The sequence below is a fragment of the Sulfurospirillum cavolei genome (assembly GCF_001548055.1).
Lineage (GTDB): Bacteria > Campylobacterota > Campylobacteria > Campylobacterales > Sulfurospirillaceae > Sulfurospirillum.
Genome location: NZ_AP014724.1, coordinates 2,390,384 through 2,417,076, shown reverse-complemented (window position 1 = coordinate 2,417,076; position 26,693 = coordinate 2,390,384). Strand labels below are relative to the sequence as shown.

The following is a 26,693-nucleotide window of genomic DNA, read 5'->3' as shown; positions in this document are numbered from 1 at the left end:
TTAGCCCTGACCCCTATGGAAAACAAAAGAAAAGTAAAGTATAATCAAATTAATTTATATTGTAAGGTTAATGAATGGATACTATTTTTGATGCCAACCAAGATATTAAAACGATTAACATCGAAGAGTCGATTAAAACGAGTTACCTCGATTACTCGATGAGCGTTATTATCGGGCGTGCGCTTCCCGATGCCAGAGACGGTCTCAAACCGGTTCACCGACGTATTTTATACGCGATGAACGATTTGGCGGTATCGTCTCGAAGTCCGTATAAAAAGTCGGCGCGTATCGTGGGCGACGTTATCGGTAAGTATCACCCGCACGGCGATACGGCGGTTTACGATGCGCTGGTTCGTATGGCGCAACCCTTTTCGATGCGTATTCCGATGGTCGACGGGCAAGGAAACTTCGGTTCCATCGACGGTGACAACGCGGCGGCGATGCGTTATACCGAAGCGCGTATGACACCGCTTGCGGAAGAGCTTTTACGCGACCTTGATAAAGATACGGTCGATTTCGTACCGAACTACGATGACAGTATGGTCGAACCGGACGTTTTGCCCAGTCGCGTTCCTAACTTGCTGTTAAACGGCTCTAGCGGTATTGCCGTCGGTATGGCGACCAATATCCCTCCGCACTGTTTGGACGAACTCTTAGACGGTCTTTTGTTGCTCATCGACAATCCCGAAGCCACGCTTGAAGAGATCATGGAATTTATCAAAGGTCCCGATTTCCCGACCAGCGGTATCATTTTCGGTAAAAAAGGTATCATCGAAGCGTATCGCACCGGACGAGGTCGCGTGAGAATTCGTGCTAAGACGCATATCGAAAAAAAAGGCAACAAAGACATTATCGTCCTAGACGAACTACCCTATCAAGTCAATAAAGTCCGTTTGATCGAGCAAATCGTAGCCCTCGTGAAAGAGAAGATGATCGAAGGCATCAGCGAGATCCGAGACGAAAGCGATCGCGACGGTATTCGTTTGGTAATCGAACTTAAACGCGAAGCGATGAGCGACATCGTTTTGAACAACCTCTACAAATCGACGAATATGGAAGTAACGTTTGGCGTTATTTTGTTGGCGATTTACAATAAAGAGCCAAAAATTTTTACGCTTATCGAGTTGCTACAACTCTTTTTACGTCACAGAAAGACGGTCATTATCCGACGTACGATTTTCGATCTTGAAAAAGCCAAAGCCAAAGCGCACATTTTAGAAGGTCTGAAAATCGCGCTTGACAACATCGACGAAATCATCGCGCTAATTAAAGGCAGTGCCGATACGAAAAGTGCGAAAGAGGGCTTAATCGAGCGTTTTCACTTAAGCGAAGTCCAAGCGGGTGCGATTTTAGATATGCGCTTACAACGCTTAACAGGCTTGGAGCGCGATAAAATTGAAAACGAATTGGCCGAATTGCTCAAAGAGATTCAACGTTTAAGCGATATTTTACGCAGCGAAGCGTTATTGAACGATTTGATTAAAGAAGAGTTGATCGAGCTTAAAGACAAATTCAAATCCAAACGAATTACCGAAATCGTAGACGACTACGACGACATCGACGTCGAAGATTTGATCGCGAACGAGCCGATGGTCGTGACTATTACGCACCGCGGCTACATTAAACGCGTTCCGCTCAAACAATACGAAAAACAAAAACGCGGCGGAAAAGGCAAAATTGCCGTTACGACGTACGACGACGACTTTATCGAAAGTTTCTTCGTCTCCGATACGCACGATACGCTGATGTTCGTAACGGACAAAGGGCAGCTTTATTGGCTTAAAGTCTATAAAATTCCAGAAGGTAGCCGTACGGCAAAAGGTAAGGCGGTCGTTAATCTTATTCAGCTTCAAGCCGAAGAAAAAATTATGGCGATTATTCCGACGACCGATTTTGACGAAACCAAATCGCTAGCCTTCTTTACGAAAAACGGTATTATCAAACGTACGAATTTAAGCGAATTTAAAAACATTCGTTCCGTAGGCGTACGTGCGATTACTTTAGACGACGACGATAATTTAGTAACCGCAAAAATCGTCACGCAAGAGGCGCAATTCCTCTTTATCGTTACGAAAAAAGGGATGTGTATCCGTTTTGAAGTTAGTGACGCACGAGAGATCGGCAGAACCGCAAGAGGCGTTACGGGAATTCGTTTTAAAGAAGAAAACGATTGCGTCGTCGGTGCGGCAGTCATTTATAACGATCAAGAAGAGTTATTGACCGTCACGGAAAAAGGTATCGGCAAGCGAACGACCGCTGAAGAGTATCGTTTACAAAATCGCGGCGGAAAAGGCGTCATCGCTATGAAACTTACAGCGAAAACGGCCGATTTAGTCGGTGTCGTTATCGTGGATGAAGACAAAGATTTGATGGCATTAAGCAGTAGCGGTAAAATGATTCGCGTCGATATGGAAACGATTCGCAAAGCGGGACGTAACACAAGCGGCGTCAAAGTGGTTTCGATCGAAGGAAACGACGTTGTAGCCAGTATTGCACGTTGTCCGAAAGAAGAAGACGAAGAGACGGAATTGCTCGACGAAGAAGGCGGAGAGAATAACGAAGCTTCTTTACTCTCGGAGGAGACCGGAGCGACCGATGAGGTGGAATAGTAGTTGCTTTTCATTAAAAAATTCTAAAAAGGCGTAGCTATGTTGAAAAGACTTGTGACATGTACGGCAAGCTTATGTGTATTGCTTCTGATCGTGGGATGTGCGGCGAAAAAAGAAGAACCCGTCAAAGACCCCAAAGCGGCATTGTACGATTTTAATAGCGATAAATCGATTGTCGTTTACGGTGAGGGCATTGCACCGCAAAATACGGTTTCTCCCGCACAAGCGATTGCTTTGGCAAAACGTGCCGCGATTACCGACGGGTATCGTCAACTCGGCGAGAAGTTGTACGGCGTAAAAATTAACTCTACCGAAACCGTCAGAGACGCGATGTTACGCGACTCTCGCGTTACGGCGCAAGTCAACGCATTAATCAAAGATGCGGTTGTAACGGATGCGACGTTTAAAGACGGGCTGTATAGCGTGAGAATGGAAGTTTCCATGAGCGGACGCAGGTGGCAAGAACTTTTTGCATACTAATAGTGCTCTGTACGCAAGCACTGTTTAGCGGCGATCTTTTTTGGTTTTCTTATAAAATCGCCACTTTAAACGGTCTTGTCGTTTACGAAGAAAAAAATATTGCGCCCGTCATGGTTCCGTATGACGGGCAATCGACTCTTTTATGTACGCTTCCCCTGCCGTTCGATACAACCTTGTCGAAAGAAGCTTTTCTTAGAAAACATTTTGATACGATTTTGCCCTGTTTTTATCGGCTCTCGACGCACATGCTCTCTTTAAACGAACGTAACCTCAAGCATCAGCAAGACAGAATCGAATTAATCATCGAGCCGGTGCGCTTTACAGTAGACTTTAAAGATGAATTTGCTACCATAAATGCGGTTAGGTAAAACTTTTTTAGGACATACCGCATATGCACGTTGTGATTGTAGAAGACGATATTAATATGAGAAAATCCCTCGAAATAGCACTTGGGGAGTATGAAGAATTTAAAATTTCAACGTACAAAAGTGCGATCGATGCTCTTAAAAAAATTGACCAAAACGTCGATTTGATCGTAACGGACATCAATATGCCCGGTATGGACGGAATCGAGTTTATCAAAAAACTTGACGGACAATACGATATTATCGTTATTACGGGTAACGCGACGCTCAGCCGTGCCATCGAATCGGTACGTTTGGGTGTCAAAGATTTTTTAACGAAACCTTTTGAAATCGAGACTTTAGTCGAGGCGATTAAACGCCATGATAAAATCCGTACGAAAGTTAAAGAAAATCCTGAAAAAACAGAAAATACGAACGAAAACGACGGTGATTTCGTCGCCACCTCTCCGGAGTTGGATAAAGCGTTGAATATCGCCAAAAAAGCCGCAAAAACGGACGTAAGCATCTTACTATTGGGTGAAAGCGGCGTGGGGAAAGAGCTTTTCGCCAATTACGTGCATAAGAATTCGCCGAGGGCAAAAAACGCGTTTGTGGCGATCAATATGGCGGCGATTCCGGAAAATCTTTTAGAAAGCGAATTGTTCGGCTATGAAAAAGGCGCATTTACCGATGCGACGAGCGAAAAAAAAGGCTATTTTGAGGTTGCCAACGGCGGTACGCTCTTTTTGGACGAAATCGGCGAAATGCCGATTATGCTTCAGGCAAAACTGCTTCGCGTCATTCAAGAGCGCGTGATGGTACGCGTGGGAGGTACCAAAGAAATTCCCATCGACGTACGCATCGTCTCCGCAACCAATGCCGATATTAAAAAGAGTATTAAAGAGGGACGTTTTCGAGAAGATCTTTACTACAGGCTTAATACGATTCCCGTGGAAATTCCTCCGCTTCGTCAACGAAAAGAGGAAATTTTACCGATCGGCGAGACGGTTTTGGCACGCGTCATCCAAAAATACGGTCTTGCAAAACGTTATTTTTCCGAGGAAGCGATTGAGTCGTTGATGAGCTATCGTTGGCCGGGAAATATTCGTGAGCTTATTTCGGTCGTTGAACGCGCCGTTATTTTAAGCGATAGCGAAGCGATCAGTAAGGAAGATCTCTTTTTAGAGAGTCGCAGTTGGTTTAGTGCCTAAAAAGGCAAGATACTTTAGACTTTTTTGATAACTTAATAGCGTTATTGGGTTATTAAAAAAGTCTCACATCATAAAAAGGTAAATGGATGAAAAAGTACAATGTAGCCGTCGTCGGAGCGACGGGTGCGGTTGGCGAAGAACTTTTTAGGGTTCTTGAAGAAGTGGATTTTCCCGTAAATAATTTAGTCCCCTTGGCAAGTAGCAAAAGCGTGGGCATTGAAATCGAATTTAAAGATAAAACCTATAAAGTTTTAGAATTAACGGAAAAATCGTTTGAAGAGAACGATGTCGAGATAGCATTTTTTAGTGCCGGTGGCGATATTTCAGCGCATTACGCACCCTATGCGGCGGAAGCGGGAGCGGTCGTAATCGACAATACGAGCCACTTTAGAATGGATCCGGACGTTCCGTTGGTTGTTCCAGAATGCAATCCCGAAGCAATCGATCAATGGCAAAATCGGGGCATTATCGCCAATCCGAACTGTTCTACGATTCAAATGGTACAGGTTTTAAAACCTTTGGACGAACTTTTTAATATTACGCGCGTGGACGTTGCGACTTATCAAGCCGTTAGCGGTGCGGGTAAGGGCGGTATGGAAGAGTTGGTCAATCAAATGCAAGACTTTTTTGCGTTTAAATTGGATCAATGCGAACCCAAAACGTTTGCTCATCAAATTGCGTTAAACGTTATCCCTCATATCGACGTTTTCGTGGAGAACGACTATACCAAAGAAGAGATGAAAATGGTTAACGAAACCCAAAAAATCTTGGGTAAAACGATGGAAATCAGCGCAACGTGCGTTAGGGTTCCCGTTATGAGAAGCCATTCGGAAGCGATTACGATTCATTTTGAAAAAGACGTGAACGTCGAAAAAGCGGTTGAAGCACTTCAAAACGCCGAAAACGTCGTCGTGATCGACAATCCGGCGAAAAAAGAGTATCCGATGCCGATTATTTCGACCGATACCAACGAAACGTATGTCGGAAGAATTCGTAAAGACATTAACCGCGATAACGTGCTTCATTTATGGTGCGTCGCCGATCAAATTCGTGTGGGTGCCGCAACCAATGCGGTTCGAATCGCTCAAAAATGGATTCAAAGAGAAGAGGCTTAATGTTTGAAAAACTATTTGAGAAAGGGTTGTGGTCGACAAGACTTATGACCCTTTTAGCGGTCATTTTTAGTATTTTTGCGGCATTTGCGCTTTTCTTTTTAGCCAGTGCCGATTTGTACCACGTTTTGATACAGACGTATCAGTATTTCTTTGCGGGATTTCATCCCGAAAACTTTCACGCCGACATCGTCGCGGATATTATCGGTGCAATCGATCTTTATCTGATTGCCGTCGTGTTGCTGATTTTCGGTTTCGGTATTTATGAGTTGTTTGTTTCCGAAATCGACGTAGCCAAAGGTACGGGCGGCGATAAGATTTTATACGTTAGCTCTTTGGACGAACTAAAAGATAAAATTGCAAAAGTTATCGTTATGGTTTTGATCGTTAGTTTTTTTCAGCGCGTCCTTCATGCCGAGTATAAAGGCGCCCTAGAGATGCTTTACCTTTCGTTTTCGATTTTAGCACTCTCTTTGGGACTCTATTTTCTTCATAAAAACGGAGGAAAGCACTGATGATTTTTGTCGATGCGTGTTTCGGAAAAAAAACGGCGTATACGCCCGTATGGATGATGCGCCAAGCCGGACGCTATTTGCCCGAATATATGAAAGTTAGAGCACAAGCCGGAGATTTTCTCTCATTGTGCAAAGACCCGCAAAAAGCGTGTGAAGTGACGCTTCAACCCGTGGATATTTTGGGTGTGGATGCGGCGATTTTGTTTAGCGATATTTTGGTCGTGCCTTTGGAAATGGGTATGGAACTTCAGTTTTTAAAAGGCGAAGGACCGGTATTTTCACGCCCTATTAAAGACCAAGCCGATCTTGACAAACTTGATGTTCAAAAAGCGATCGAGAACTTAGAATACGTTTACGAGACGATTCGTCTGATTCGAGGCAAGTTAGCCGCAGACAAAGCTTTGATCGGTTTTTGCGGTGCGCCGTGGACGCTCGCGACGTATATGATCGAAGGGCAAGGAACGAAAACCTACGCTCTTGTAAAGAAAATGATCTATTCGAATCCTCAATTTATGCATGCCTTTTTGAAAAAAGTGACCGAAGTGCTTAAAGGCTATATGCAAAGACAGATCGAAAACGGTGCGAACGTCGTGATGATCTTTGATTCATGGGCGGCGGCACTTGAGCAGAGTGCTTATTTTGAATTTAGTTGGTCGTATATGAAAGAGATTAGTGCCTATTTAAAAGCACAATTTCCGCATGTACCGGTCATTTTATTTCCGAAGGGCATTAGCGGTTATCTGGACAAAATTGACGGCGAATTTGACGTGTTCGGCGTGGATTGGTCGACGCCGATCGAGCTTGCCAAAGCAAAACTCGGACACAAATACGTTCTTCAAGGCAATATGGAACCGACCCGTCTTTACACTAAAGACGCCATAGACGAAGGCATTGCGCACATTGTCGACGTGATGAAAAACGAAAGGCATATTTTTAATCTCGGACACGGTATTTTGCCGGACATTCCGGTTGAACATGCCAAGTATTTTATCGAACAGGTTCAAACCCGCACGAAAATCTAATGATTTGCCCTCTAAAAGAGGGCAAACTTCTTCACATGTAAAGGATTTTCCATCAGTCAGATTATTTTCGGTCCCGTTACCTCCAGACGTTTCGGACAATCCCTCGGCATCGATTTAAGTCCTTCGACCAAACAATGTAACTTCGACTGCTTGTATTGTGAGCTCAAAGGTGCTAAAACGGTCGATACCATCCACGATGCACCGAGCGTTCAAAGCGTCTTAGATGCCTTGCAAAAAGCTTTACAAATACATCGTAATCTCGACGTCGTTACGCTCACCGCCAACGGGGAACCCACGCTTTATCCCGACTTGAAACCTTTGATCGAAGCGATGCATGCGCTTGTGAATCGTCCAAAGTTGTTGATACTCTCGAACGGTTCGACGATCGGCGATTTGTTGGTTCAAGAAGCACTTTATCCTTTGGATATCGTCAAACTTTCGCTTGATTGCGCAACGCCTCAGTGCTTTAAGAAATTGGACCGTGCCCGCAAAGGCATTGACATCGAAAGCATTATGGAAGGAATGCAAACGTTTCGAAAACACTATCAAGGCGAATTGGTGATCGAGATATTGGTCGTTGAAGGGCTTAACGATACGCAAGCGGAATTTGAAGCGTTAAGTGCGGCTTTACGAAAGATACGACCCGACCGCATCGACGTAGGAACGATCGATCGTCCTCCGGCATACGCGGTCAGGGGCGTGAGCATCGAGCGTTTGGTCGAGCTTACAAGCGCGTTGGAGGGCTTACATGTCAATATTGCGTATCGGAAAAGTTACGATGCACCCAAACGTCGTTTTAGCGAAGAGGAAATTTTAGAACTTCTCAAGCGAAGGCCTCAAAGTACGGAAGACGTCGCCTTTTGTTTTGATGAGCAAAGCCTTGTTTGCCTTAATCGTTTGCTTGCCGAAAAACGCTTACATGTGAAAAATATTGCAGGGGTCGATTTTTACAAAGTCGTGTAGCGGACAAGGCTGTCCGCTACGTATTTAGGCAAGAATACCTTGGTTTTTTTTATACCAAAGGCGTTGATTGAGGTAGATAAAGCCGTAAATACCAAGACCGATCGCATAAGCGACGTAATGGCTCGGTAATCCGAGTTTAGCGGCTACGAGTTTGGGAAGCATCAAAAACGGAATAACAACGATCAATCCGATACGCTCGATTACCGTGATTTTCTTTAAAATAAACCCTTGTGTTACCGAAGTAAAGGCAAACATACCGAGTATGGCTCCACCGAAAATGAGTGCAATTTCAAACGGATTGGTAATCCATTGCCATTTTGAGGCGTCGTTTGGATCGTTCGGGTCAACGCCGCCGATCAGTAAAAGTTCGTTGTTGAAGAAGAACATAAACGGTAAAATGCCCGTTCGTATGTCGTAGATAAACGACTGAATACCCGTAATGATCGGATCGCTCTTCGCAATTGCCGCCGAAGCGTATGCCGCCATTCCCACAGGAGGTGTGTCGTCGGCTAAGATACCGAAATAAAAGACGAACATGTGCGCTGCAATCGTCGGAATCAAATAACCGTTATTGCCCGCCAGTTCCATAATAATCGGTGCGGTCAGTGCCGCCATAACGATGTAATTTGCCGTTGTCGGAAGCCCCATACCCAAAATTAACGATACGAAGGCCGTCATAAATAACACCGCAACAATGTAACCGCCGGAAAGGTTGTCGATGACTTCGGCTAAAACCAAGCCGATACCCGTAAGCGTCACCGAACCGACGATAATGCCGGCAACCGCCGTAGCTACGGCGATAGAAACCATGTTTTTTGCTCCGGCGACCATGCCGTATCCGATGTCGGCAAAGCCTTCAAGGACAACGTAGCGCGTAATTTTTTCTTTATTGAGGTACGCTTTAAAGGGTTTTTGCACGACCATGATGAGCATTAAAAACATAATGGCGCTAAAAGCGGCACTTTGCGCGGATTGCCTTAAAACGATGAGCGTATAGATCAAAAAGAAGATCGGGATGAGATAGTGAATGCCTCGAATAAAAATAGGCCACGTTCGCCCTAAAACGCTTGCGTCTTCACCTTTAAGCCCTTGTTTTTTAGCTTCGATATGGACGATATAAAAGAGTGCCGCATAACAGGTAAACGCCGGAATAAACGCCGCAAAAACGATGTCGGTATAATCCAAACCGAGAAATTCCGCCATAATAAACGCCGCCGCACCCATAATCGGAGGCATTAATTGCCCGTTGACCGAAGCGGCCGTCTCGACGGCGGCGGCTTTATGGGAACTAAAACCGAGGCGTTTCATGAGCGGAATCGTAAACGTACCGACCGTGACGGTGTTTGCGATGGACGAACCGGAAATCATACCGAACATTCCCGAAGCCGCAATGGCAGCCTTCGCCGGACCGCCGTCGTATTTACCTAAAATGGTGTAGGAGACTTTGATAAAATATTCACCCGCTCCGGCGCGATCGAGCAATGCGCCGAAAAGGACGAATAAAAAGACAAAGCTAGCACTTACGCCGAGCGGGACGCCGAAAATCCCTTCCGTCGTTAACACCATTTGTCCCATAATTTTAGTAATGCTAGCACCTTTGTGAGCGATCATATCGGGAAGATACGGACCAAAATAGTCGTAAAGTAAAAACAAAACCGCGGCAAGCATTAAAGGAAGTCCCATGACCCTTCGTGAAGCTTCAAGGACGATTAAAATCGTTGCGATACCCACGATAATGTCGGTTTGCGTCCATGCCCCTGCACGCATCGCAAGCTCTTTATAGGCGTACCATTGGTATAAAACGGCGGCCGCGCCGATGATCATAAAAAGAAAATCGTACCATGTAATCGTCGATCGAAGTTTGGCACTTTTGCGAATAGCATGCATCGAAAATGCGAGGATCAGTCCGAATGCCAAGTGAATTGCCCTTACATGCGCACTGTTCCCCGGATCGACGACAATGTAGAGTTGGTATAAAGACCAGCAAAAAGCGATAGCAGCGACAAACCAATAGTGCCACGTCGTGCTTTCAAAATCTCTATGACCTTCGAATTCGCTGATGAGCTTTGCGTCATCAAGTCGTTCTTCAAGTGTTTTCACGCGTAAACCTTTCTGTCGTACATGTAAGGCTTTTAACGTGCAGCCTTACATGTAACTTTTCTAGAGTTATTTTAGCAATCCCGCTTCTTTAAATGCTTTAATAGCACCGGGATGTTGAGGTACGCTTAAGCCTTCCAACAAACTCTCTTTGGTAATCGTTTTATAGGAGGGATGAAGCTCTTTAAATTTGTCGAAGTTGTCCAAGATGGTTTTAACGACTTGATACACCACTTCGTCTTTGACTTTGCTGCTGGTCACAAGAACCGCTTTAACACCGATGCTCGGAACATCGTTCGGAACACCTTTGTAGTAGGTACCCGAGATAATGCCCTTAGCGTAATAAGGGTATTTTTTGACCAATGCGTCGATGGCGGGACCTTCAATAGGAACGATGTTAATATCTACGGAATTGGCGGCGTCTTTAATGTTGGCCGTCGGGTGACCCGCTACGAAGAAATAACCGTCGATGTGGTTGTCTTGAAGCATCGTCGGACCTTCGGTCGATTTAAGTTCGTTGGCGAGCGCCAAGTCGGAACGTTTGATACCCAAAGCTTCAAACACGACGTCGACCGTCATATTGGTGCCCGATCCTGGAGAGTCTAAATTGATCTTTTTACCTTTTAAATCCGCCATGGTTTTAATACCCGATTTTTGGCTGACGACCAGTGCCAAAAGTTCCGGATAAATCGCAATCGCACTGCGAAGCTCGGGTACGGATGCCGCGCCTTCAAATTTGCCTTCGCCTTTATAGGCTTGGTACGCCGTGTCGCTTTGAGAGATACCGAAATCCAGCTCGCCCGCTTTGATCGTGTTGACGTTATAGACCGATCCGCCGGTTGATTCTACGGAACAACGAATATTGGTCTCTTTCTTGTTTTTATTAACCATTTGGCAAATCGCGCCGCCTGTGGGATAGTACGTTCCCGTAACGCCGCCCGTGCCGATCGTAATGAATTCCGCCGCAAACATAGGAACGCTGAGTGTTCCCGCCAATGCCAAGCCGATCAGTTTCTTTTGCATGGAGACTCCTTAGTCGTTAAGAATTAAATCGTTTAATCCTACAATGTTTCGTCTTACCTTATCTTGAATAAACCGGTGACATTTTGTGCTTTTTAGTATTTTTTTAGAAGAAGCTCTTATATGTCTTGACAATACACTATTTTTTGACTATAATTTCGACCTCATTCAGATTGTTCCGGATTAGCTCAGCGGTAGAGTAGGTGACTGTTAATCACTTGGTCGCTGGTTCGAACCCAGCATCCGGAGCCACTTTCTTTAATTCATACAATCAACATCTACAAACTCTCTAAATACCTCACATTGTCATCATTTCATATACCATTATCAATGGTTAGAATATTGCCTTTTGGTTGAAAACCGTTATTCATTTCGCTGTGATTTACCGTTTGTTTAAAAAGGATTCACGTCTTGTTTAAGCTAAACGATTATACTTTCAATGTCAAGACACAAACCTCCTTTTTGTGATTACCTACTTGTTTTTAAACGCTCGGATTGCCCGATCCGAGCGTTTCTTCTATTTTTTCATTCAACCGTCGGAAGTCGCATGATAAAAAGCGCGCCTTTAGGATAGTTTCGAACGCTAATCGTACCGTGAAAACGTTTTTCGATAATCTCTTTGACCAAAAATAAACCAATGCCCGAATTATCGGCTTTGGCACAGACGTGCGGAAGAAAAATTCTCTCAATCGGATGAATACGAATCCCTCCGGCGTTATCGATAATGACGATACGGCATCGGCGGCACCGTTGTTTGACGACGATACGAATCATCGGATGCGGTACGCGAACGATCTCAAATTGATCTTTCGCATTTTGCAGGATATTTAAAATCGCTTGCATAAATTCATTGGCGTTTCCTAACAATATCGCGTCGCTTTGGATACGCAGTTGTATCTCGATGCCGAGATTTTTAAAGGAAAATGCGAGCATATTGAGCAGAATTTCCATTTGCTTGGAGACGCAAAACGTTTGATCGTTACTTTTGGCTTTCAATAAAAATCGGTAAAAAGTATCGATCGTTTCGGAAAGGTGTTGGAGTATTTCGAAACTCGTGTCGAGCGAGTCGAGAAGCGGTTGTTTTCGCACCGTATTTTGTAAAAGAAGCGAAGCTTTGACGTGTGTTAAAACGGCACCTAAAGCATTGAGCGGTTGCCTCCATTGGTGGGTGACGTTGCCGATCGTACGACCGATCGAGATAAATTTGGCATTATTGAGTTGTTCTTGCTCTTTTTCACGGATGCGCATCAAAGCGCTATGGTACTGCCTTTGCGTCTGTTTGCTTTGTAAAACCAATATCCAAATAAAAAAAATCATTTCCCAAAAACTGCCGACGATAATGCCCGTTTTTGCCAACGGGAAAAGCGGTATAAACCCCATTTGCGTTAACCAATACACGAGCATGCCCGCGTGAAAACCGCAAAGTCCGATCGTATATAAAACGGCAAATCGGATACGCTTTAAAACGGCAAAAAAAGCGATCAAAAGGGTATAAAGCGGCAGGATGAACGCACTGTCGCAAAAATCGCAAAGAGCATACGGTGTACGAAGAAAAGCGGAAATAAAAGCGCAATGACACAACAAAACAGATAAGTCGATTTTAACCAAAACAAAGAAAAACGTCGTAAATCCAGTACGTGAATCGTAAAGAGTAGCATGGAAACGTACACTCCGGTAATACTGAGCATTTTGAACCATTGATCTAAACTCTCCGACGAGTGCATGGCATAAACGATAAAGTTGTTCACGCACAAGACAAAGAAGCACACGCTCATCAGATAGAGCGCATAATAGCCGTAAGCTTTCATCTTAAACTCGTAAAAAAGCATTAAATTGACGAAAAAAACCAAAACGACTCCGCCTAAAAAAAAGATAATCGGCAAGACGTTTTGATACGTTTGATAGTCCAATTCGGCTTGCGTCCCGACGTAAAGCGCAAGGATTAAGGGACGACGGGAGTTGATTTTAAAGAGATACGTCAGCGTTTTTTCCGAGCTAAAAAGCATAAAACGGGTTGAGGGATGGTGTACTTCTCGTTGTTCGATAGGGACGCTATTACCGTTGATCGACGTATGCACGAGTCGATCGTCGTCGTAAACGAAGCTTTCGACGCGGCTGAGTTGGTCGTAAAGAAATTCCAGATAAAAACGTTGCGAAGGGTTGGGCGGGAGGTTAAACGCGACCCAGTACGTTGCATCGTCGGCACCGAAGCTGATCGCTTCGTTCGGTAAAGCTCGATACGTACCGTAGCGAAGGAGCATCCGTGCGTCTTCGTGCGATAAAGCGGCGGTGTCGCGTAAAAAAGAGACGTTTTCAAGACGTGGGCGGGACGGTTGCGGAGTTTCAATACCGTATACGAAAGATGCGAAGAAGCAAAAAAGGAAGACCCAAGATTTCATAAAAACGGTCGCTTTGCGTGTGAAGTTTTCGGCAGGGAAATGCCCGTCACCCCATATCGCCGAAATACCGTGCGTCGTTGATGTTGATGCGATATCCAAGGCCTCTTTGTGAAAAAATAAGCGTATCTCCGAGCTTTTTTCGAATACGCAAAACCAAGTTTTTTACGGCCGATTCGCACGGGACATCACGGTTCCATAACGAGAGTTCAATGTCTTGTTTGGAGAGAATACGGTGGTGATTGTCGATTAAGAGTTCGACCAGTTCTAACTCTTTGGTACTCAGACGATAAATCGCATTATTATAATAAAATTCTTTGGTGTCGCGGTTGAAAAAAAGATGCTCGTTGAGCGTGATCAGGTTGGGCGTGTTGTGCATGCGTTTGATCGCCTGCGAAAGCGTCTTCACAAGCGACGAAAATTCGACCGGCTTGATCAAATAGCCGTCGACGGCAAGATTGGCGGCTTTTAAAACAAGGTGTTTATCGTCGTAGCCGGTTAAAATCACGATCGGCGTCGCATAATCGATACGGCGAATCTGCGTTATCAGCTTCATACCGTCTTGACGCGGCATCTGAATATCCGTCAAGACGATGTCGGGACGGGAATCTTCGTACATGTTAAATCCCTCTTCGCCGTTTTGCGCGCAATAAACGTTGCGAAAGAGCATTTGTAGCGTGCTTGCGATATGCGTGCTTACGATGAGATCATCTTCGACGAATAAAATCGATTTATGTTTCATCATGAGAAGATTGCTTTGCACGATACGTCCTTGATTCCAAATTCGGATAACCATTATAGATGGATGCTCTTAAATTCTAGCATACGAAAGTCATATTAAAGTCATAATGCAAAGAAAAATCAATGACGCTTTTGGGACGAAAGTACATGTATGATTTTTCCAGTGCTTTTCAAAGGATAGCGTTTTCACATGTAAGCCTCAAAACACGTTTTAGCGTCGCAATGCATGAAAAAACGACCGTTCAAAACTCTCATCGAAGGACTTCTATGCTTCAGACAATTCGTGCTAAATTGATTTTTTTGTTCTTGGTTTTTTTAGTGGCTATCGTGAGTTTAGGGTATTTGCTTTCGCACAACACCGACGGAGCCAAAGTTGCGGCGGATAAGATTAAACGCGCCGGAGAGATGCAGATGCTTAGTTCCCAACTTGCGGTGCATACGAGGGGTTATCAAATTTTTTACGAAGAGCGAATGCTCGATAATTACACCAAAACGTACCGAGCGGTTTTGCAACAAGCCGAAGCTTTGCTTCCTTTATTGAAAAGCGAAGAGACGCAAAAAATGCTTCAAGACACGTATCAAACGCTTGAGGCGTACCACAAAGTCAACCTTGCACGTTTCGCACTGGTCGGACAGTATAAAGACGCAATTAAAACGGCGGAATTTCGCGCTTCGGCGGACGGAAAGAAGTTGGAACAAATCAATCAAGACGCCAATACGTATTATTATAAAACCTTAGAACAGGTAAAAAATTTGGTAGAACAAATCGAAAAACGTTCGTTTGACGAGTTGGATCAATCGAAAACCACGGGACTTGCCTTTGCGTTGGCGGTTTTTATCGTTGCCTCTTTCATTTTTTTCGTGATTAATCGAGCGATTCGCCGTGCCATCGAAAAAGCGATCGAAGGATGCCGTTATATCGAGGAGCATAAAGATTTGCACTATGTCATCGACACGGGGAATAAAGATGAAATTTCGAACATTACCTCTGTGCTCAACCACCTTTTGAAGCAGTTGGCAAAAGCCTTAGACGACGCCAAAAAAACGGCGGTCGAAAATGCGGCGGTTTCCGAAGAGCTTTCGAGTACGTCGATGCAAATAGGCGTTCGAAGCGAAGAGACCGCTAAAGACGTCGAGGAGACGACGCAAGCGACCAAGGCCGTCGCGGAAATTTTGCTTAAAAGCGAAGAGAGTTCCAATCATTCGGGATTGCTGATTACCAAAGTCGCTACCGAACTGCAAAGCTCGGCTCAGGAAGTTTTAACCGTTTCAACCGATTTGCAAGAGGTCGTGGTCACGCAAATGGACTTGTCGACGCGCTTGGAACAGTTGGATCGCGATGTCGAACAAGTCAAGCAAATTTTATCGGTCATCGCGGATATTGCCGAACAGACAAATCTATTAGCACTGAATGCCGCGATCGAAGCCGCGCGTGCGGGAGACCACGGACGCGGGTTTGCGGTGGTTGCCGACGAGGTTCGTAAATTAGCCGAGCGAACGCAAAAAAGTTTGATAGAAAGCAACGCCACAGTGGCGATTATCGTTCAGTCTGTTAACACGACGGCGGAGATGATGAAAACGGGCGCGACACAGATCAAAGCTTTGGGCGAGAAGGCACAAAGTGCGCAAACCATGATGCTTCAAACGGTCAACAATATGGACGAAGCAAAAGCGATGGCGCATCAGACGGTAGAAGATACCAAAACGGGTCGCATCAAAACGTCCGAAGTGATTGCACGCATTCAAAACATCAGCCAACTCTCTAACACCAATGCTCGTAGCGTCGAGGAGGTCGCTTCCGCCGCCGAACATTTGGCGAAGTTGTCCGAGGGGCTCAGCGTGACGCTTTCAGAGTTTAAAACGGCGTGAGCGTGAGGTCATGACGACGCCCTATACGACGGAAAAAGCACGGCAAACAGCGTCGCTTGAAGAAACGGCGGAAGAGATCGTCGCTTCTTGCGATGCGATGCCCGAGCTCTTTTGTGAGGGTGTTTTTGCTTGCGACGAAGCGTACCGCGTGCTGGCACTCAGCCGGTCGCTTCAAGACGCTTTGGCTTCTTTTGAGAAGACACATCCGTATCCAAGCGTTCTCACGTTTTTTGCGGACGATCACTTGGTCTTTCAAAAAGATCACCCGCAATACTCGACCTTATTGAACCTACGGGGCGAATGTGTCCCCGTCGTCGTTTACCAAAGACTGTTGCATCCAAGCGGGTCTACTTTAATGCTTTTGGTGTTGCAAAAAAAGACGCAGACGCGTTTTCCTTTGAAGCGTTATTTTTTAGCGCAGTTTCCTAACCGTTTTTTATTTTTACATGCGATGCTGCAAGAAGCCATGCGCTATAACGCGTTGCATCAAAGCTTAAGTGCATTATGTCTACTCGATATCGACCATTTCAAAACGATCAATCACGTACACGGGTATGCAATCGGCGATGAAGTGTTATCGTTAATCACGAAACGCTTGGCGTCGCTGGTGAAATTTTCGGAGTTGGAGCATCTAAACGGCGACGAGTTTGCCATCGTCTTGCACTCGCAATTCGGTACTTTTGACGATACGGTAGCTCAAATGCGTCGGCACGCCGCTTCGTTTCTCAAAGTGCTTGCCGAACCTTTGGACGTGCAAGGGCATACGTTTCTCTTAACGTCTAGCATCGGTATCGTCGTTTTCAACCAAGACGAATACACGGTCGATCACATCATCCAATATGCCGATAACGCGTTATACGAAGCAAAAAAAGCGGGACGCAATACGATCGCTTTTTTTGATCCCTCGATTCAACGCAAATTGGAAGAAAGGGTCGATTTATTGGCGCAATTGCGCGATGCGATTGCTTTGGGTCATATGCGTTTGGTGTACCAAAAACAGTGGACGAGCGACGCAAAAGACGCACCGGCGAGCGTGATAGGCGCAGAGGCTTTGGTGCGTTGGTACAAAGAGGGCGAAGGAGAGGTCGCGCCCGATCGTTTTATCGCGCTCTCCGAGGAGAGCGGATTGATCGTACCGCTTGGGAAATGGATCTTAAGCGAAGCGTTTCGCGAGCTAAAGCGTTGGGAAAAAGATCCTGTGAAACGCCGTTGGCAACTTTCGATCAATATCAGCGTCAAACAATTCGAGCAAGAAGATTTTATTCCCACTGTCCAAGCGTTGCTTTCACATGTGCAATGCGACCCGACCAAAGTGCGTTTTGAGTTGACCGAGAGCCTTTTGATTCAAGATTTAAAAAGCTCGTTGCGTAAAATTCATACGCTAAGCAAACTCGGTATTTCGTTCTCGATCGACGATTTTGGAACGGGGTATTCTTCCTTAGCCTATTTGAAACGTTTGCCGATTCATGAGCTCAAAATTGATAAAACCTTTATTCGTGATTTGACGTTTGATTCTGCCGACGTTATTTTGGTGCGGACGATTTTGGGTATCGCTCGGCAATTTCACCTCGACGTCGTTGCCGAGGGCGTGGAAACGTACGAGCAATACGCCCTCTTATGCGACATGGGGTGTCGTTTTTTTCAAGGCTATTTTTTGAGTCGCCCCGTTCCTTCGGCGGCACTTTGAGACTGCTTAATTTTTACGATCTTTTTTGAGCGCAAGCGTGCTATACTTTTCCATTTTCATCAAGGAACAAAAGATGCGTGTTGGAATTATCGGAGCGGGCGGCGTGGGCGTCGAATTGGTTAATTACCTCTTAACGTTAGGCAGTACGAGCGAGATCGTTTTGGTCAATCGTAACCAAGAAAAAGCACAAGGCGAAGTAGCGGATTTTTCGTTCGTCGAGTCGTTTACCTATGCCCGCAATACGCATTTGCATAGCGGCGATTACGTCGATTGCGCGCATTGCGACGTTATCGTCGTTACGGCGGGCATTACGCTCAAAGAGGGACAAAGCAGGGACGAGCTTTTGGGTGAAAACGCCGCGCTGATTCAAAAAATCATTCGCGAACTCTACATGTATGCGCCGCAAGCGATCGTCATTATGGTCACGAATCCCGTCGACGTCTTAACGCACATCGCTTATAAAGAGGGATTGTATCCTAAAGAGCGGTTGATCAGTGCCGGAACGTTGGTCGATACGGCACGTTTTATGAAAATCGTGAGCAAAAAAGTAGGTATCGATCCTAAAAATATCAACGGCTATATTTTGGGCGAACACGGCAAAGGAAGCACGCTTCCGTGGAGTATTTGCAATATTTGCGGGCTAGACGTCGATACGTTTTGCGAACTCAACGGTTTAGCCTTACTCGATCGCGCGCAGATTTATCAAGACGTGATTAACGCTGGATTTGAGGTTTTCAAACATAAAGGCAACACCAACCACAGTACTGCCGCAAGCGTGTTTCGCATTATTCGCGCGATTGCCAACGACGAACATTCGGTGCTTCCTTTGGGGGTTTATTTGCAAGGAGAGTACGGTTTGACCGACGTCGTACTCAACGTGCCGGTCGTCATGACGCGAAAGGGTGCTACGAAAATATTAAACTACAAGCTCCTCCCCGAAGAGCTTGAAGCCTTACATGTCAGCGCAAAAACTATGCAAGCGTTGGCGCGCACGGTTTTATAGACCGACGGTTTTGAGTTCGTTTTCGCTCATCGGGGTTTTGGAGCCTTTGGCATCGTAAGCAAAACCTTTGATCGCGACGCTGTGCTCAAACGTAACTTCGTAAGACAGCTTACCGTTTTCGTCAAAAAGCTTGGCGACGCCCTCGGCTTTATTGGCATGAAAAGGCGTTTGGCTTTGGATTTTTCCCGACTCGTAGTACAAGGTGGCGATTCCTTCGGCTTGGTCGTTTTGAAACGGCGTTTCGCTTTGGAGGCGTCCGGAGGTAAAATAGCTCTTTTTAACACCTTCGATCACGTCGTTTTTAAAAGGTGCTTCGCCTTGTAATTCGCCGCTTTCGTAATACGTTTTTCCCATTCCTTCGCGTTTACCGTCTTTAAAGGGCGTTTCACCGCGGAGTTTTCCCGAAGCGTAGTAAAATTTCCCTATGCCGTTGGCAAGGTTGTGGGTTTTAACCTCGATTAAAAGGCCGTCGTGTCGCTCTTCCAAATCGCCGTATTCGTAACTTTTGTCGGCGGCAAAGAGCGTTAAAAAGGCAAAAAGCAGTATAAACATAGATCTCATCGTGTATCCTTGACGTGTTTTGAAGAACGTATCGTAGCATATAACATTAAAGTTCTTGCAAAAACGCAAAAACTTTTGACACGCCTTTAGAGCTAAGCTCCAAAGACTACGTTAACACTGGGTTCTCTTCGGCAGAGTGCCCACGCACCTTCGGTGCTTTATCTATTAAAGGTAAGGTTTCCATTGCCATTCTCGGATTTCGGGCATATCTTGACCGTAGGTTTGGATGTACTCTTTATGACATGTCAGCTTTTCGTGCATCGACGCTTTGATTGTTTCGGCGTAAGGGTGCATTTTATCGACGCGTTCCATGACGTCCATGACCAAATGAAACCGATCCATATCGTTTAAAACGACCATATCAAAAGGCGTTGTGGTCGTTCCCTCTTCTTTGTAGCCTCTGACATGTAAGTGGTCGTGAAACGCTCTTTTGTACGTTAGGCGGTGAATCAACCACGGATAGCCGTGATACGCGAAGATGCACGGTACGTCTTTGAGGAAAAGCGCATCGAACGCCTCGTCGCTAAAACCGTGAGGATGCTCTTTTTGCAGGCACATCAAATCGACGATATTGACCACGCGTACGATCAATTCCGGTACAAGCGTGCGTAAAAGCGTCACGGCGGCAAGCGTCTCTAAGGTAGGAACGTCTCCGCAACACGCCATCACGACGTCGGGCGTTTGGTTGGCGTCGTTGCTAGCCCACGCCCAAACGTCCATTCCTTTTTCGCAATGAAGCACCGCTTCTTCGATGCCCAGCCATTGCAATTCGGGTTGTTTTCCGGCGACGATGACGTTGATGGCATCGTAACTGCTTAAGCAACGCGCGGCGACATGTAAGAGCGTGTTGGCGTCGGGCGGAAAGTAAACGTTGACGATGTACGCTTTTTTATTGACGACGACGTCGATAAATCCGGGGTCTTGGTGCGAAAAGCCGTTGTGGTCTTGTCGCCAGACGTGTGAGCTCAAAAGGTAGTTCAGCGATGCGACGGGTTTGCGCCACGCAATTTCGCGGCTCGTGACTTTTAGCCATTTGGCGTGTTGGTTGAACATTGAGTCGATAATGTGAATAAACGCTTCGTAACATGAGAAAAAACCGTGCCTTCCCGTGAGCAAATAGCCCTCAAGCCACCCTTGACATGTATGTTCGGAGAGTATCTCCATCACCCGTCCGTGCGGTGCTAAATGATCGTCGGTGTCGAGGCGTTCCGCCATCCATGTGCGTTCGGTAACTTCAAAGAGGGCACTGAGACGGTTCGATGCCGTCTCATCGGGGCCGAAAACGCGAAACGTGTCGGAATTGCCTTGCATAACGTCACGTAAAAAGTTGCCTAAAACGCGGGTAGATTCGGCGGTCGTCGTACCGTGCGCGTCGATGGAAACGCCGTAATCTTTAAAAGGAGGCAGGGCTAAAGGTTTTAAAAGTAAGCCGCCGTTGGCGTGCGGATTGGCTCCCATGCGTCGCTTGGCTTTGGGGGCTAAGGCGGCAAGTTTTGCTACGAGCGTGCCGTTTTCGTCGAAAAGCTCTTCGGGGCGATAGCTTTTGAGCCAGCGTTCAAGAAGAGCGATGTGTTCGGGATTGTGATCGAGATTGGCAAGCGGGACTTGATGCGAACGCCACGACCCTTCGGTTGGAAGTCCGTCCACTTCTTTGGGACCGCTCCAGCCTTTGGGCGTTTTGAGCACGATCATAGGCCACATAGGACGCGCCGTTTTGCCTTCGTTTCGTGCTTCATGCTGAATCGTTTTAATTTTTAGCGTAACGGTTTCGAGGATGTGCGCCATTTTTTGATGCATGCTCATAGGCTCGTCGCCTTCAACGAAAAAAGGCTCGTACCCGTAGCCGATAAAAAGCTTTTCAAGTTCATCGTGCGAGATGCGCGCCAAAATGGTCGGATTGGCGATTTTGTAGCCGTTGAGATGTAAGATCGGAAGAACGGCACCGTCGCGTTTGGGGTTTAAAAATTTGTTCGAGTGCCATGCGGTCGCTAAGGCTCCCGTCTCCGCTTCGCCGTCGCCGACCACGCAACACGCGATCAGATCGGGATTGTCGAAAACCGCTCCGTAGGCATGCGAAAGCGCATAACCCAATTCGCCCCCTTCGTGAATGGAACCGGGCGTTTCGGGTGAGGCGTGGCTGGGAATGCCTCCGGGAAAGGAAAACTGTTTAAAGAGCTTTTGAAGTCCCTTTTCGTCACGGGTAATATCGGGATAAAATTCACTGTACGTGCCTTCCAAATAGGTATTGGCGACGAGGGCGGGGCCTCCGTGTCCTGGACCTGCGATAAACAGGACGTTAAGGTCGTATTTGAGGATCAGCCGGTTCATATGTGCGTAGATAAAATTGAGCCCCGGCGTCGTCCCCCAATGCCCCAAAAGGCGCGGTTTGATATGCTTTGACGCTAAAGGCTCTTTTAAAAGCGGGTTGTCCAAAAGGTAAATTTGTCCCACAGAAAGGTAATTTGCCGCACGCCAATACGCGTCGATAGCTTCAACTTCGGATAAGGAAAGCTCGTACTCGTTCATCGTATCTCCTTTATGTTCACGCGTCTGTATGCTACTTCGATTCGGCTTAAAAGAAAAAGAGCGTGAGGCTTTAAAGCTATGCTACAATGCTTTTTTTGATTTAAACGGAAAGGGTTGGCATGGGAATTAGCAGGAAAAATCTTGAGGCATTGGTAGACGACGTCGTTTTACCTTTTGAAAAATTTATTATCGAAGATCCGAGGCTTTCGGAGTATCTTTTAGACCCCGAAGTCGCCAAAGTTCATAATCTTGCCGTGTCGAAGTTGACCGTTTATATTTACGCGAATCTCAAAAGAGCGCGGGCTTACATCCAAGAGGGTGCGCTCAGGCATAAAGAGAAGTTTATTCCGGTTGAAAACCTAAGAGAGTTTTATTCGCTCTATTTTACGTTGTGCAAAGAGTGGAACCAAAAGCATTTCGAAAACGAAGACCGCTTCGGAAAAAATATAGAGAGCATCGAGCAGTTCGTTTACGAATCGTTTGCCAAAGAAAACGAAAGCAAAGAGGAGTTTTTCATCTACGATTCGGAAGTGCTCTCTTCGGATATGCAAAAGATGCACTACGAAGACGCGGTGAAAATAAGCGCCGTTGATTTTTGTGCCGAGGGTAGCATCGACGAGTTGGATATTGAAGATATCTTGGAAAGTTGCGACGATCTTGCTCAAAGCGTACAAGACGAAACGATTGCGCATGATGAGGCGTATTTCTTACATGTCAACGAACGATTTCAATCCTATGCCGCCGTTTTGGAAAAAAATATGGAATTTCGCGACTTGGGATTTACCCTCTCGAAGCTTTCTACGTTATTGTCAGCGCATATGCCTTTGTTGGAAACGCACGGCGATCACAAGAAAATTTTGGTGATATTAAACGCGATCGTCGAGGATTTAATCGCGTGGACGGACGCGGTGTTGAAAGAAAAAACCGCCGTGGATATTCACTATCTCGACGCATCGCTTTTTTCGAGCATTATTCAATTTGAGATGCTGCTCACGCCTTCGAACGATGAAGAAGAATTGGAGTTTTTTTAATGCTTTACGCCATAACGCACCTACCCTCCCCAAAACTGCAAAACTGTGAACTCACGTTTTTACAAAGCGAATCGATCGATATGCTAAAAGCGACCGCCCAGCACGCGGCGTATTGCGCGATGTTGGAGCGATGCGGCGCAACCGTCGTCGTTTTGGACGAAAATCAAGATTGTCCCGACAGCGTCTTTGTAGAAGACCCTGTTATCGTCTTTGACGAGATCGCCGTTTTGACCTCCATGGGCGTGGCGTCGCGAAGAAAAGAGAGCGAAGCGATGGCACGAGTTTTTGCGAAGTATCGCACGGTTAGACGCATCGAACTTCCCGCCAAAATCGAAGGCGGCGACGTGCTTAAAGTCGGCAAGAAAATTTTCGTAGGACTTTCGCCTCGCACGAATAAGGAAGGCATCCAAGCCTTGGAGTCCATCATCAAACCTTACGGCTACAGCGTCATTCCTGTCAACGTCACGGGGTGTTTGCACCTCAAAACCGGATGCACCGCGCTCGATGACAAAACCGTACTGATCAACGCCGCGTGGGTGGACGCTAATGCCTTTGAAGGTTTTACGCAAATCGCCGTGCCAGAGGATGAACCTTTCGGCGCAAACGTCCTTAAAATAGGCGACGTCCTTTGTATGAACGAAGCCTTCCCCAAAAGCATCGCCCTTGTAAAATCACTCGGCTACAACGTCGACTCCTGCGACATCACTGAATTTGTCAAAGCCGAAGCGGGGCTTACATGTATGAGTGTACCGTTTAACGGTTGAGGTGGTTGAAAAGAAAAGGATTTTGGTTTCTTACATGTAGGGATTTAGGGTTGAAGTTCTAAATCTTTAGTGATACATTGAATAAATTTCTTACTACCGCGACACAACCTGTCAGACACTCTCGATACACTTCTTCCATAACATTTGGAAGAAGGTCGAGCCTCGATGATTTCAATCATTATAGGAAGTATTTTTATCCTGATTGCTGGATATATTCTGAAAAAATTCAAAAAAGACATATCGACGATTGAATCAGAAATAAATTCCTCTTCTGAAAATAATCAAAACGATGATTCATTAAGTTACGAGGCAATTAAACAAGCTTTAGATAACAAACAAAACATAGACAAGTAAAGTACAAAAATCTAACGATAAGGAGCATCTGATGCTAATGAAAAAAATGGTAGTTTTATCTATTGTAGGGTTTAACTGTTTGGCTGCTACGCCTTGGGAAACCGGCTGGGCAATGGGTGGAACATCCACATATGCCATCAACGATAAAGAGAACAATCAGTTGCTCATAGAGTGTAATGATCAAGGGGGATTTTTATACTTAAGAGATGAAAAACGAAATGAAATCAAACTTGGTCAAGCAGTTTCCATTGGTGTTAATACCACTAAAATGACGGTTCCAACCAGTATTGATGCCACAAGTACAAATGGCGATAAAACAGCATGGGGAAATTTTATTTATTCTCTTCCTAAATCCAAATCCATCACAATCAACAACAAAAAATTTGAGCCAAATAACTCTGAAAAGCTATCAGACATAGCGCAAACATGTACTGCTTATGATGAGATCGAGAATAACCCAATATCACAACAAAATGCACCGCAGCAAGCAACAAAGTCGTTATTCAAAGTCAGTGTACATTATGAAAAAACAAGTATAGGGAATGTTCCTATAACTGTACCAGTAGTTCATTTAGTCTCATTAAGCGAAAAGCCTATTTCAATACAAGAGCTCATCGTCAATAAAGGTAATTGCAAAGTGACTTCATATGGACTCGATAAACTAAAAAAACAGATGGTTTATGGTGAGGAAAAAACCATACCTTTAGTATCTTCTCCAACATGTAGCACATTATTAGATGCTGCTATCAAAACAAATTTAGGGAATTTTGCTTATACCTTTCAATAATTATTCTTGCTGAATAATTCATTTGAATATTAATAGATTATTCTATTTTTTCAAGGATATGAAGCAATTCAAAATAAATTTATAATTACTATAAAATACTGATTCTATAATGTCAATAAATCCAAAGAGAGGAATAGCCCATGATACAACCTAGACCTTTTAAATTTGTATGTCCACAATGTGGATATTCAAAAGTGGTAAAGCCAAAAAGTGACGCATTAAGTCTACTTGATATGATGAACATTTGTCCAAAATGCCAAACAAAAATGGAACATAAAGAGATCAATGCCTTTGATCTCTTTATAAGTATTTTCAAATGAATAATTTAGTCATCCTTTATAATCCATACTATCAAAGTGATGTTATAGAACAACATTTAAAAGTACTTATCGATAAAGAGACGGTAGCTTTTGGAAAGATAAAATCGAAGATAAAAGTAGTAGAAAATGAATTTTTAGACGAACTCAATGAGATCTATGCTTTTACAAATGATTCTAAATATTTACAGCTTTTTTTAACGGACTATTCAAGTCTTTTTGTTGCAAAAGTGACTGAAGTAACAAGCGCAGACATGTCTCATCTTGCCCCTAGTTACTATAAAGATAAGGAACTTGAGGTAGAACAATGGTTTGTCATTAAGGACATAAGAGAGTTAGTTAGAAATGATTTTGAGTCCGTAAGAGATAACTATTTAGCGAATTTCACTACACCAAATTTCCGAAATCATACCTATGCGATCTATGGCAACAGCTATGTCTATCCGCTCATTGTGGATATGAAACATGAAACGGATTATTTTGCCAATCAAGATAAAAATGATAGATACTATCCAAATGTTTACAAATCTAAAGAGTTTTTAGAGATTAAAGACAATTTAGTAAAATACAGTTTTGGCTCACAATATGTGAATTTTATGCATCCTGATACAATGAATAATATCATCTCGGCTGAAATAGAATACCAAAAAAATTGTACCAACCCGCTTTATGATTTTAGTAGTGTAATTGTTAAATACTCTAAAACAATGGAACAAGAAATTTACATATTTACCAAATATTTATTTCAGTATTTATCACAATATGAAAATAAAATTTTTAAAATTACTTATAACGTCCAAGGACATGAATATCTTACCAAAGATTTATTCAACAATAAATCTAACTTAGGTGCATATAAATTTCTTCTAAGACATGAACTGATTCAAGACTGTTTAGAGAGGTATTGTTCAAAACAGCTAAAATTTTATATCTCAAAAAGCGTGCCTTATTATATCAATGTGATTCAAGATATACGAAATGAAACAGTTCATGGCAGAGCACCTTCTTTTGAAGAAGTTAGAACATTAAGAGAAAAAGTTATTGGAGTTTGTTGCGAGAGCATGATCTTAGAAATTGTAAAAATAAGAACAAAAGAATTGAGTCAAAAAATAAATTAAGGTTTCGTGAAAAATTTTTCATTAATCATTTTAATCAAAAAAGTAGCACTTACTATAATGATTATGATTGCTTGAAGGGGTGGTGGGATAAAGAAAAATCCCACCATTATTATGAAACTCCATAGCTTTTTTGGTATCCCTAGGAAACTCATTTGATAGGAGAAAC

Annotated in this window: 23 protein-coding genes and 1 tRNA gene; 17 read left to right on the top strand and 7 right to left on the bottom strand. The window is 44.6% G+C overall.

Features of this window, described 5'->3' with window-relative positions:
• Positions 1–74: 74 nt before the first annotated feature.
• From gyrA to UCH003_RS12065, 8 genes are all read left to right on the top strand, one after another.
• Positions 75–2,609 carry a DNA gyrase subunit A gene (gene gyrA, locus UCH003_RS12100; protein ID WP_060826700.1) on the top strand — a complete coding sequence of 845 codons (2,535 nt, stop codon included), beginning with the start codon at positions 75–77 and terminating at the stop codon, positions 2,607–2,609.
• 39 nt (positions 2,610–2,648) lie between these two features.
• A complete protein-coding gene (locus tag UCH003_RS12095) occupies positions 2,649–3,089 on the top strand; it encodes an LPP20 family lipoprotein (RefSeq protein ID WP_039672072.1) in 441 nt (146 codons plus the stop codon).
• Positions 3,065–3,457, top strand: coding sequence for a hypothetical protein (locus UCH003_RS12090; RefSeq protein WP_060826699.1), 393 nt, complete (start codon positions 3,065–3,067; stop codon positions 3,455–3,457). The genes UCH003_RS12095 and UCH003_RS12090 overlap by 25 nt, the downstream gene beginning before the upstream one ends.
• A 23-nt stretch (positions 3,458–3,480) precedes the next feature.
• Positions 3,481–4,644: a sigma-54-dependent transcriptional regulator gene (locus UCH003_RS12085; protein ID WP_060826698.1), complete on the top strand. Its 1,164-nt coding sequence runs from the start codon at positions 3,481–3,483 to the stop codon at positions 4,642–4,644.
• An 86-nt stretch (positions 4,645–4,730) separates the two neighbouring features.
• A complete protein-coding gene (locus UCH003_RS12080) occupies positions 4,731–5,759 on the top strand; it encodes an aspartate-semialdehyde dehydrogenase (protein ID WP_039672075.1) in 1,029 nt (342 codons plus the stop codon).
• Positions 5,759–6,271 carry a YqhA family protein gene (locus UCH003_RS12075; protein WP_039672076.1) on the top strand — a complete coding sequence of 171 codons (513 nt, stop codon included), beginning with the start codon at positions 5,759–5,761 and terminating at the stop codon, positions 6,269–6,271. Before UCH003_RS12080 ends, UCH003_RS12075 begins: the two co-directional genes overlap by 1 nt.
• On the top strand, positions 6,271–7,293 hold the full coding sequence (hemE, locus tag UCH003_RS12070; RefSeq protein WP_060826697.1) for a uroporphyrinogen decarboxylase: 1,023 nt from the start codon (positions 6,271–6,273) through the stop codon (positions 7,291–7,293). The genes UCH003_RS12075 and hemE overlap by 1 nt, the downstream gene beginning before the upstream one ends.
• Before the next feature lie 51 nt (positions 7,294–7,344).
• Positions 7,345–8,256 carry a radical SAM protein gene (locus UCH003_RS12065; protein WP_082709202.1) on the top strand — a complete coding sequence of 304 codons (912 nt, stop codon included), beginning with the start codon at positions 7,345–7,347 and terminating at the stop codon, positions 8,254–8,256.
• Positions 8,257–8,280: 24 nt separating this feature from the next.
• On the opposite strand, the gene UCH003_RS12060 is transcribed toward UCH003_RS12065, so the two are convergent.
• Together UCH003_RS12060 and UCH003_RS12055 are read right to left on the bottom strand one after the other, a co-directional pair.
• Positions 8,281–10,356: a TRAP transporter permease gene (locus UCH003_RS12060; RefSeq protein WP_060826695.1), complete on the bottom strand. Its 2,076-nt coding sequence runs from the start codon at positions 10,354–10,356 to the stop codon at positions 8,281–8,283.
• A gap of 66 nt (positions 10,357–10,422) precedes the next feature.
• The gene (locus UCH003_RS12055; RefSeq protein WP_039672080.1) at positions 10,423–11,376 is read right to left on the bottom strand and encodes a TAXI family TRAP transporter solute-binding subunit; all 954 of its coding nucleotides are present in this window, start codon (positions 11,374–11,376) and stop codon (positions 10,423–10,425) included.
• A gap of 174 nt (positions 11,377–11,550) precedes the next feature.
• Here UCH003_RS12055 and UCH003_RS12050 point away from each other — a divergent pair.
• A tRNA-Asn gene (locus UCH003_RS12050) sits at positions 11,551–11,625 on the top strand.
• A gap of 273 nt (positions 11,626–11,898) precedes the next feature.
• On the opposite strand, the gene UCH003_RS13865 is transcribed toward UCH003_RS12050, so the two are convergent.
• From UCH003_RS13865 to UCH003_RS12035, 3 genes are read right to left on the bottom strand one after another with little or no spacing between them, the layout of a single operon-like run.
• Positions 11,899–12,972 (bottom strand): sensor histidine kinase, encoded by a 1,074-nt coding sequence (locus tag UCH003_RS13865; RefSeq protein WP_231964843.1) that lies wholly within the window; start codon positions 12,970–12,972, stop codon positions 11,899–11,901.
• A complete protein-coding gene (locus UCH003_RS12040; RefSeq protein ID WP_060826693.1) occupies positions 12,855–13,871 on the bottom strand; it encodes a 7TM-DISM domain-containing protein in 1,017 nt (338 codons plus the stop codon). Before UCH003_RS12040 ends, UCH003_RS13865 begins: the two co-directional genes overlap by 118 nt.
• Entirely contained in the window at positions 13,819–14,532 is a 714-nt protein-coding gene (locus UCH003_RS12035) for a response regulator transcription factor (protein WP_060826692.1), read from the bottom strand. Before UCH003_RS12035 ends, UCH003_RS12040 begins: the two co-directional genes overlap by 53 nt.
• Positions 14,533–14,633: 101 nt before the next feature.
• Here UCH003_RS12035 and UCH003_RS12030 point away from each other — a divergent pair, with 101 nt between their 5' ends.
• From UCH003_RS12030 to UCH003_RS12020, 3 genes are all read left to right on the top strand, one after another.
• Positions 14,634–16,379, top strand: a complete 1,746-nt coding sequence (locus tag UCH003_RS12030; RefSeq protein ID WP_060826691.1) for a methyl-accepting chemotaxis protein — start codon at positions 14,634–14,636, stop codon at positions 16,377–16,379.
• Between the two features lie 10 nt (positions 16,380–16,389).
• On the top strand, positions 16,390–18,066 hold the full coding sequence (locus tag UCH003_RS12025; protein WP_060826690.1) for a putative bifunctional diguanylate cyclase/phosphodiesterase: 1,677 nt from the start codon (positions 16,390–16,392) through the stop codon (positions 18,064–18,066).
• 73 nt (positions 18,067–18,139) lie between these two features.
• Complete coding sequence (locus UCH003_RS12020; RefSeq protein WP_060826689.1) at positions 18,140–19,069, top strand: malate dehydrogenase; 930 nt, start codon at positions 18,140–18,142, stop codon at positions 19,067–19,069.
• On the opposite strand, the gene UCH003_RS12015 is transcribed toward UCH003_RS12020, so the two are convergent.
• Both UCH003_RS12015 and UCH003_RS12010 read right to left on the bottom strand, forming a co-directional pair.
• A complete protein-coding gene (locus UCH003_RS12015) occupies positions 19,064–19,630 on the bottom strand; it encodes a toxin-antitoxin system YwqK family antitoxin (protein WP_060826688.1) in 567 nt (188 codons plus the stop codon). The two genes, UCH003_RS12020 and UCH003_RS12015, sit on opposite strands and share 6 nt — an antisense overlap.
• A 165-nt stretch (positions 19,631–19,795) precedes the next feature.
• Positions 19,796–22,156: a phosphoketolase family protein gene (locus UCH003_RS12010; RefSeq protein ID WP_060826687.1), complete on the bottom strand. Its 2,361-nt coding sequence runs from the start codon at positions 22,154–22,156 to the stop codon at positions 19,796–19,798.
• Positions 22,157–22,275: 119 nt separating this feature from the next.
• On the opposite strand from UCH003_RS12010, the gene UCH003_RS12005 reads away from it, so the two are divergent.
• The 5 genes from UCH003_RS12005 (at position 22,276) to UCH003_RS11980 (ending at position 26,527) form a co-directional block, all read left to right on the top strand.
• Positions 22,276–23,187, top strand: coding sequence for a hypothetical protein (locus UCH003_RS12005; RefSeq protein ID WP_060826686.1), 912 nt, complete (start codon positions 22,276–22,278; stop codon positions 23,185–23,187).
• Entirely contained in the window at positions 23,187–23,951 is a 765-nt protein-coding gene (locus UCH003_RS12000; protein WP_060826685.1) for a dimethylarginine dimethylaminohydrolase family protein, read from the top strand. The genes UCH003_RS12005 and UCH003_RS12000 overlap by 1 nt, the downstream gene beginning before the upstream one ends.
• A 165-nt stretch (positions 23,952–24,116) precedes the next feature.
• Entirely contained in the window at positions 24,117–24,305 is a 189-nt protein-coding gene (locus tag UCH003_RS11995; protein ID WP_060826684.1) for a hypothetical protein, read from the top strand.
• Between the two features lie 37 nt (positions 24,306–24,342).
• Positions 24,343–25,092: a hypothetical protein gene (locus UCH003_RS11990; protein WP_231964779.1), complete on the top strand. Its 750-nt coding sequence runs from the start codon at positions 24,343–24,345 to the stop codon at positions 25,090–25,092.
• A 316-nt stretch (positions 25,093–25,408) separates the two neighbouring features.
• Positions 25,409–26,527, top strand: coding sequence for an HP0729 family protein (locus UCH003_RS11980; RefSeq protein WP_060826681.1), 1,119 nt, complete (start codon positions 25,409–25,411; stop codon positions 26,525–26,527).
• Positions 26,528–26,693: the final 166 nt, after the last annotated feature.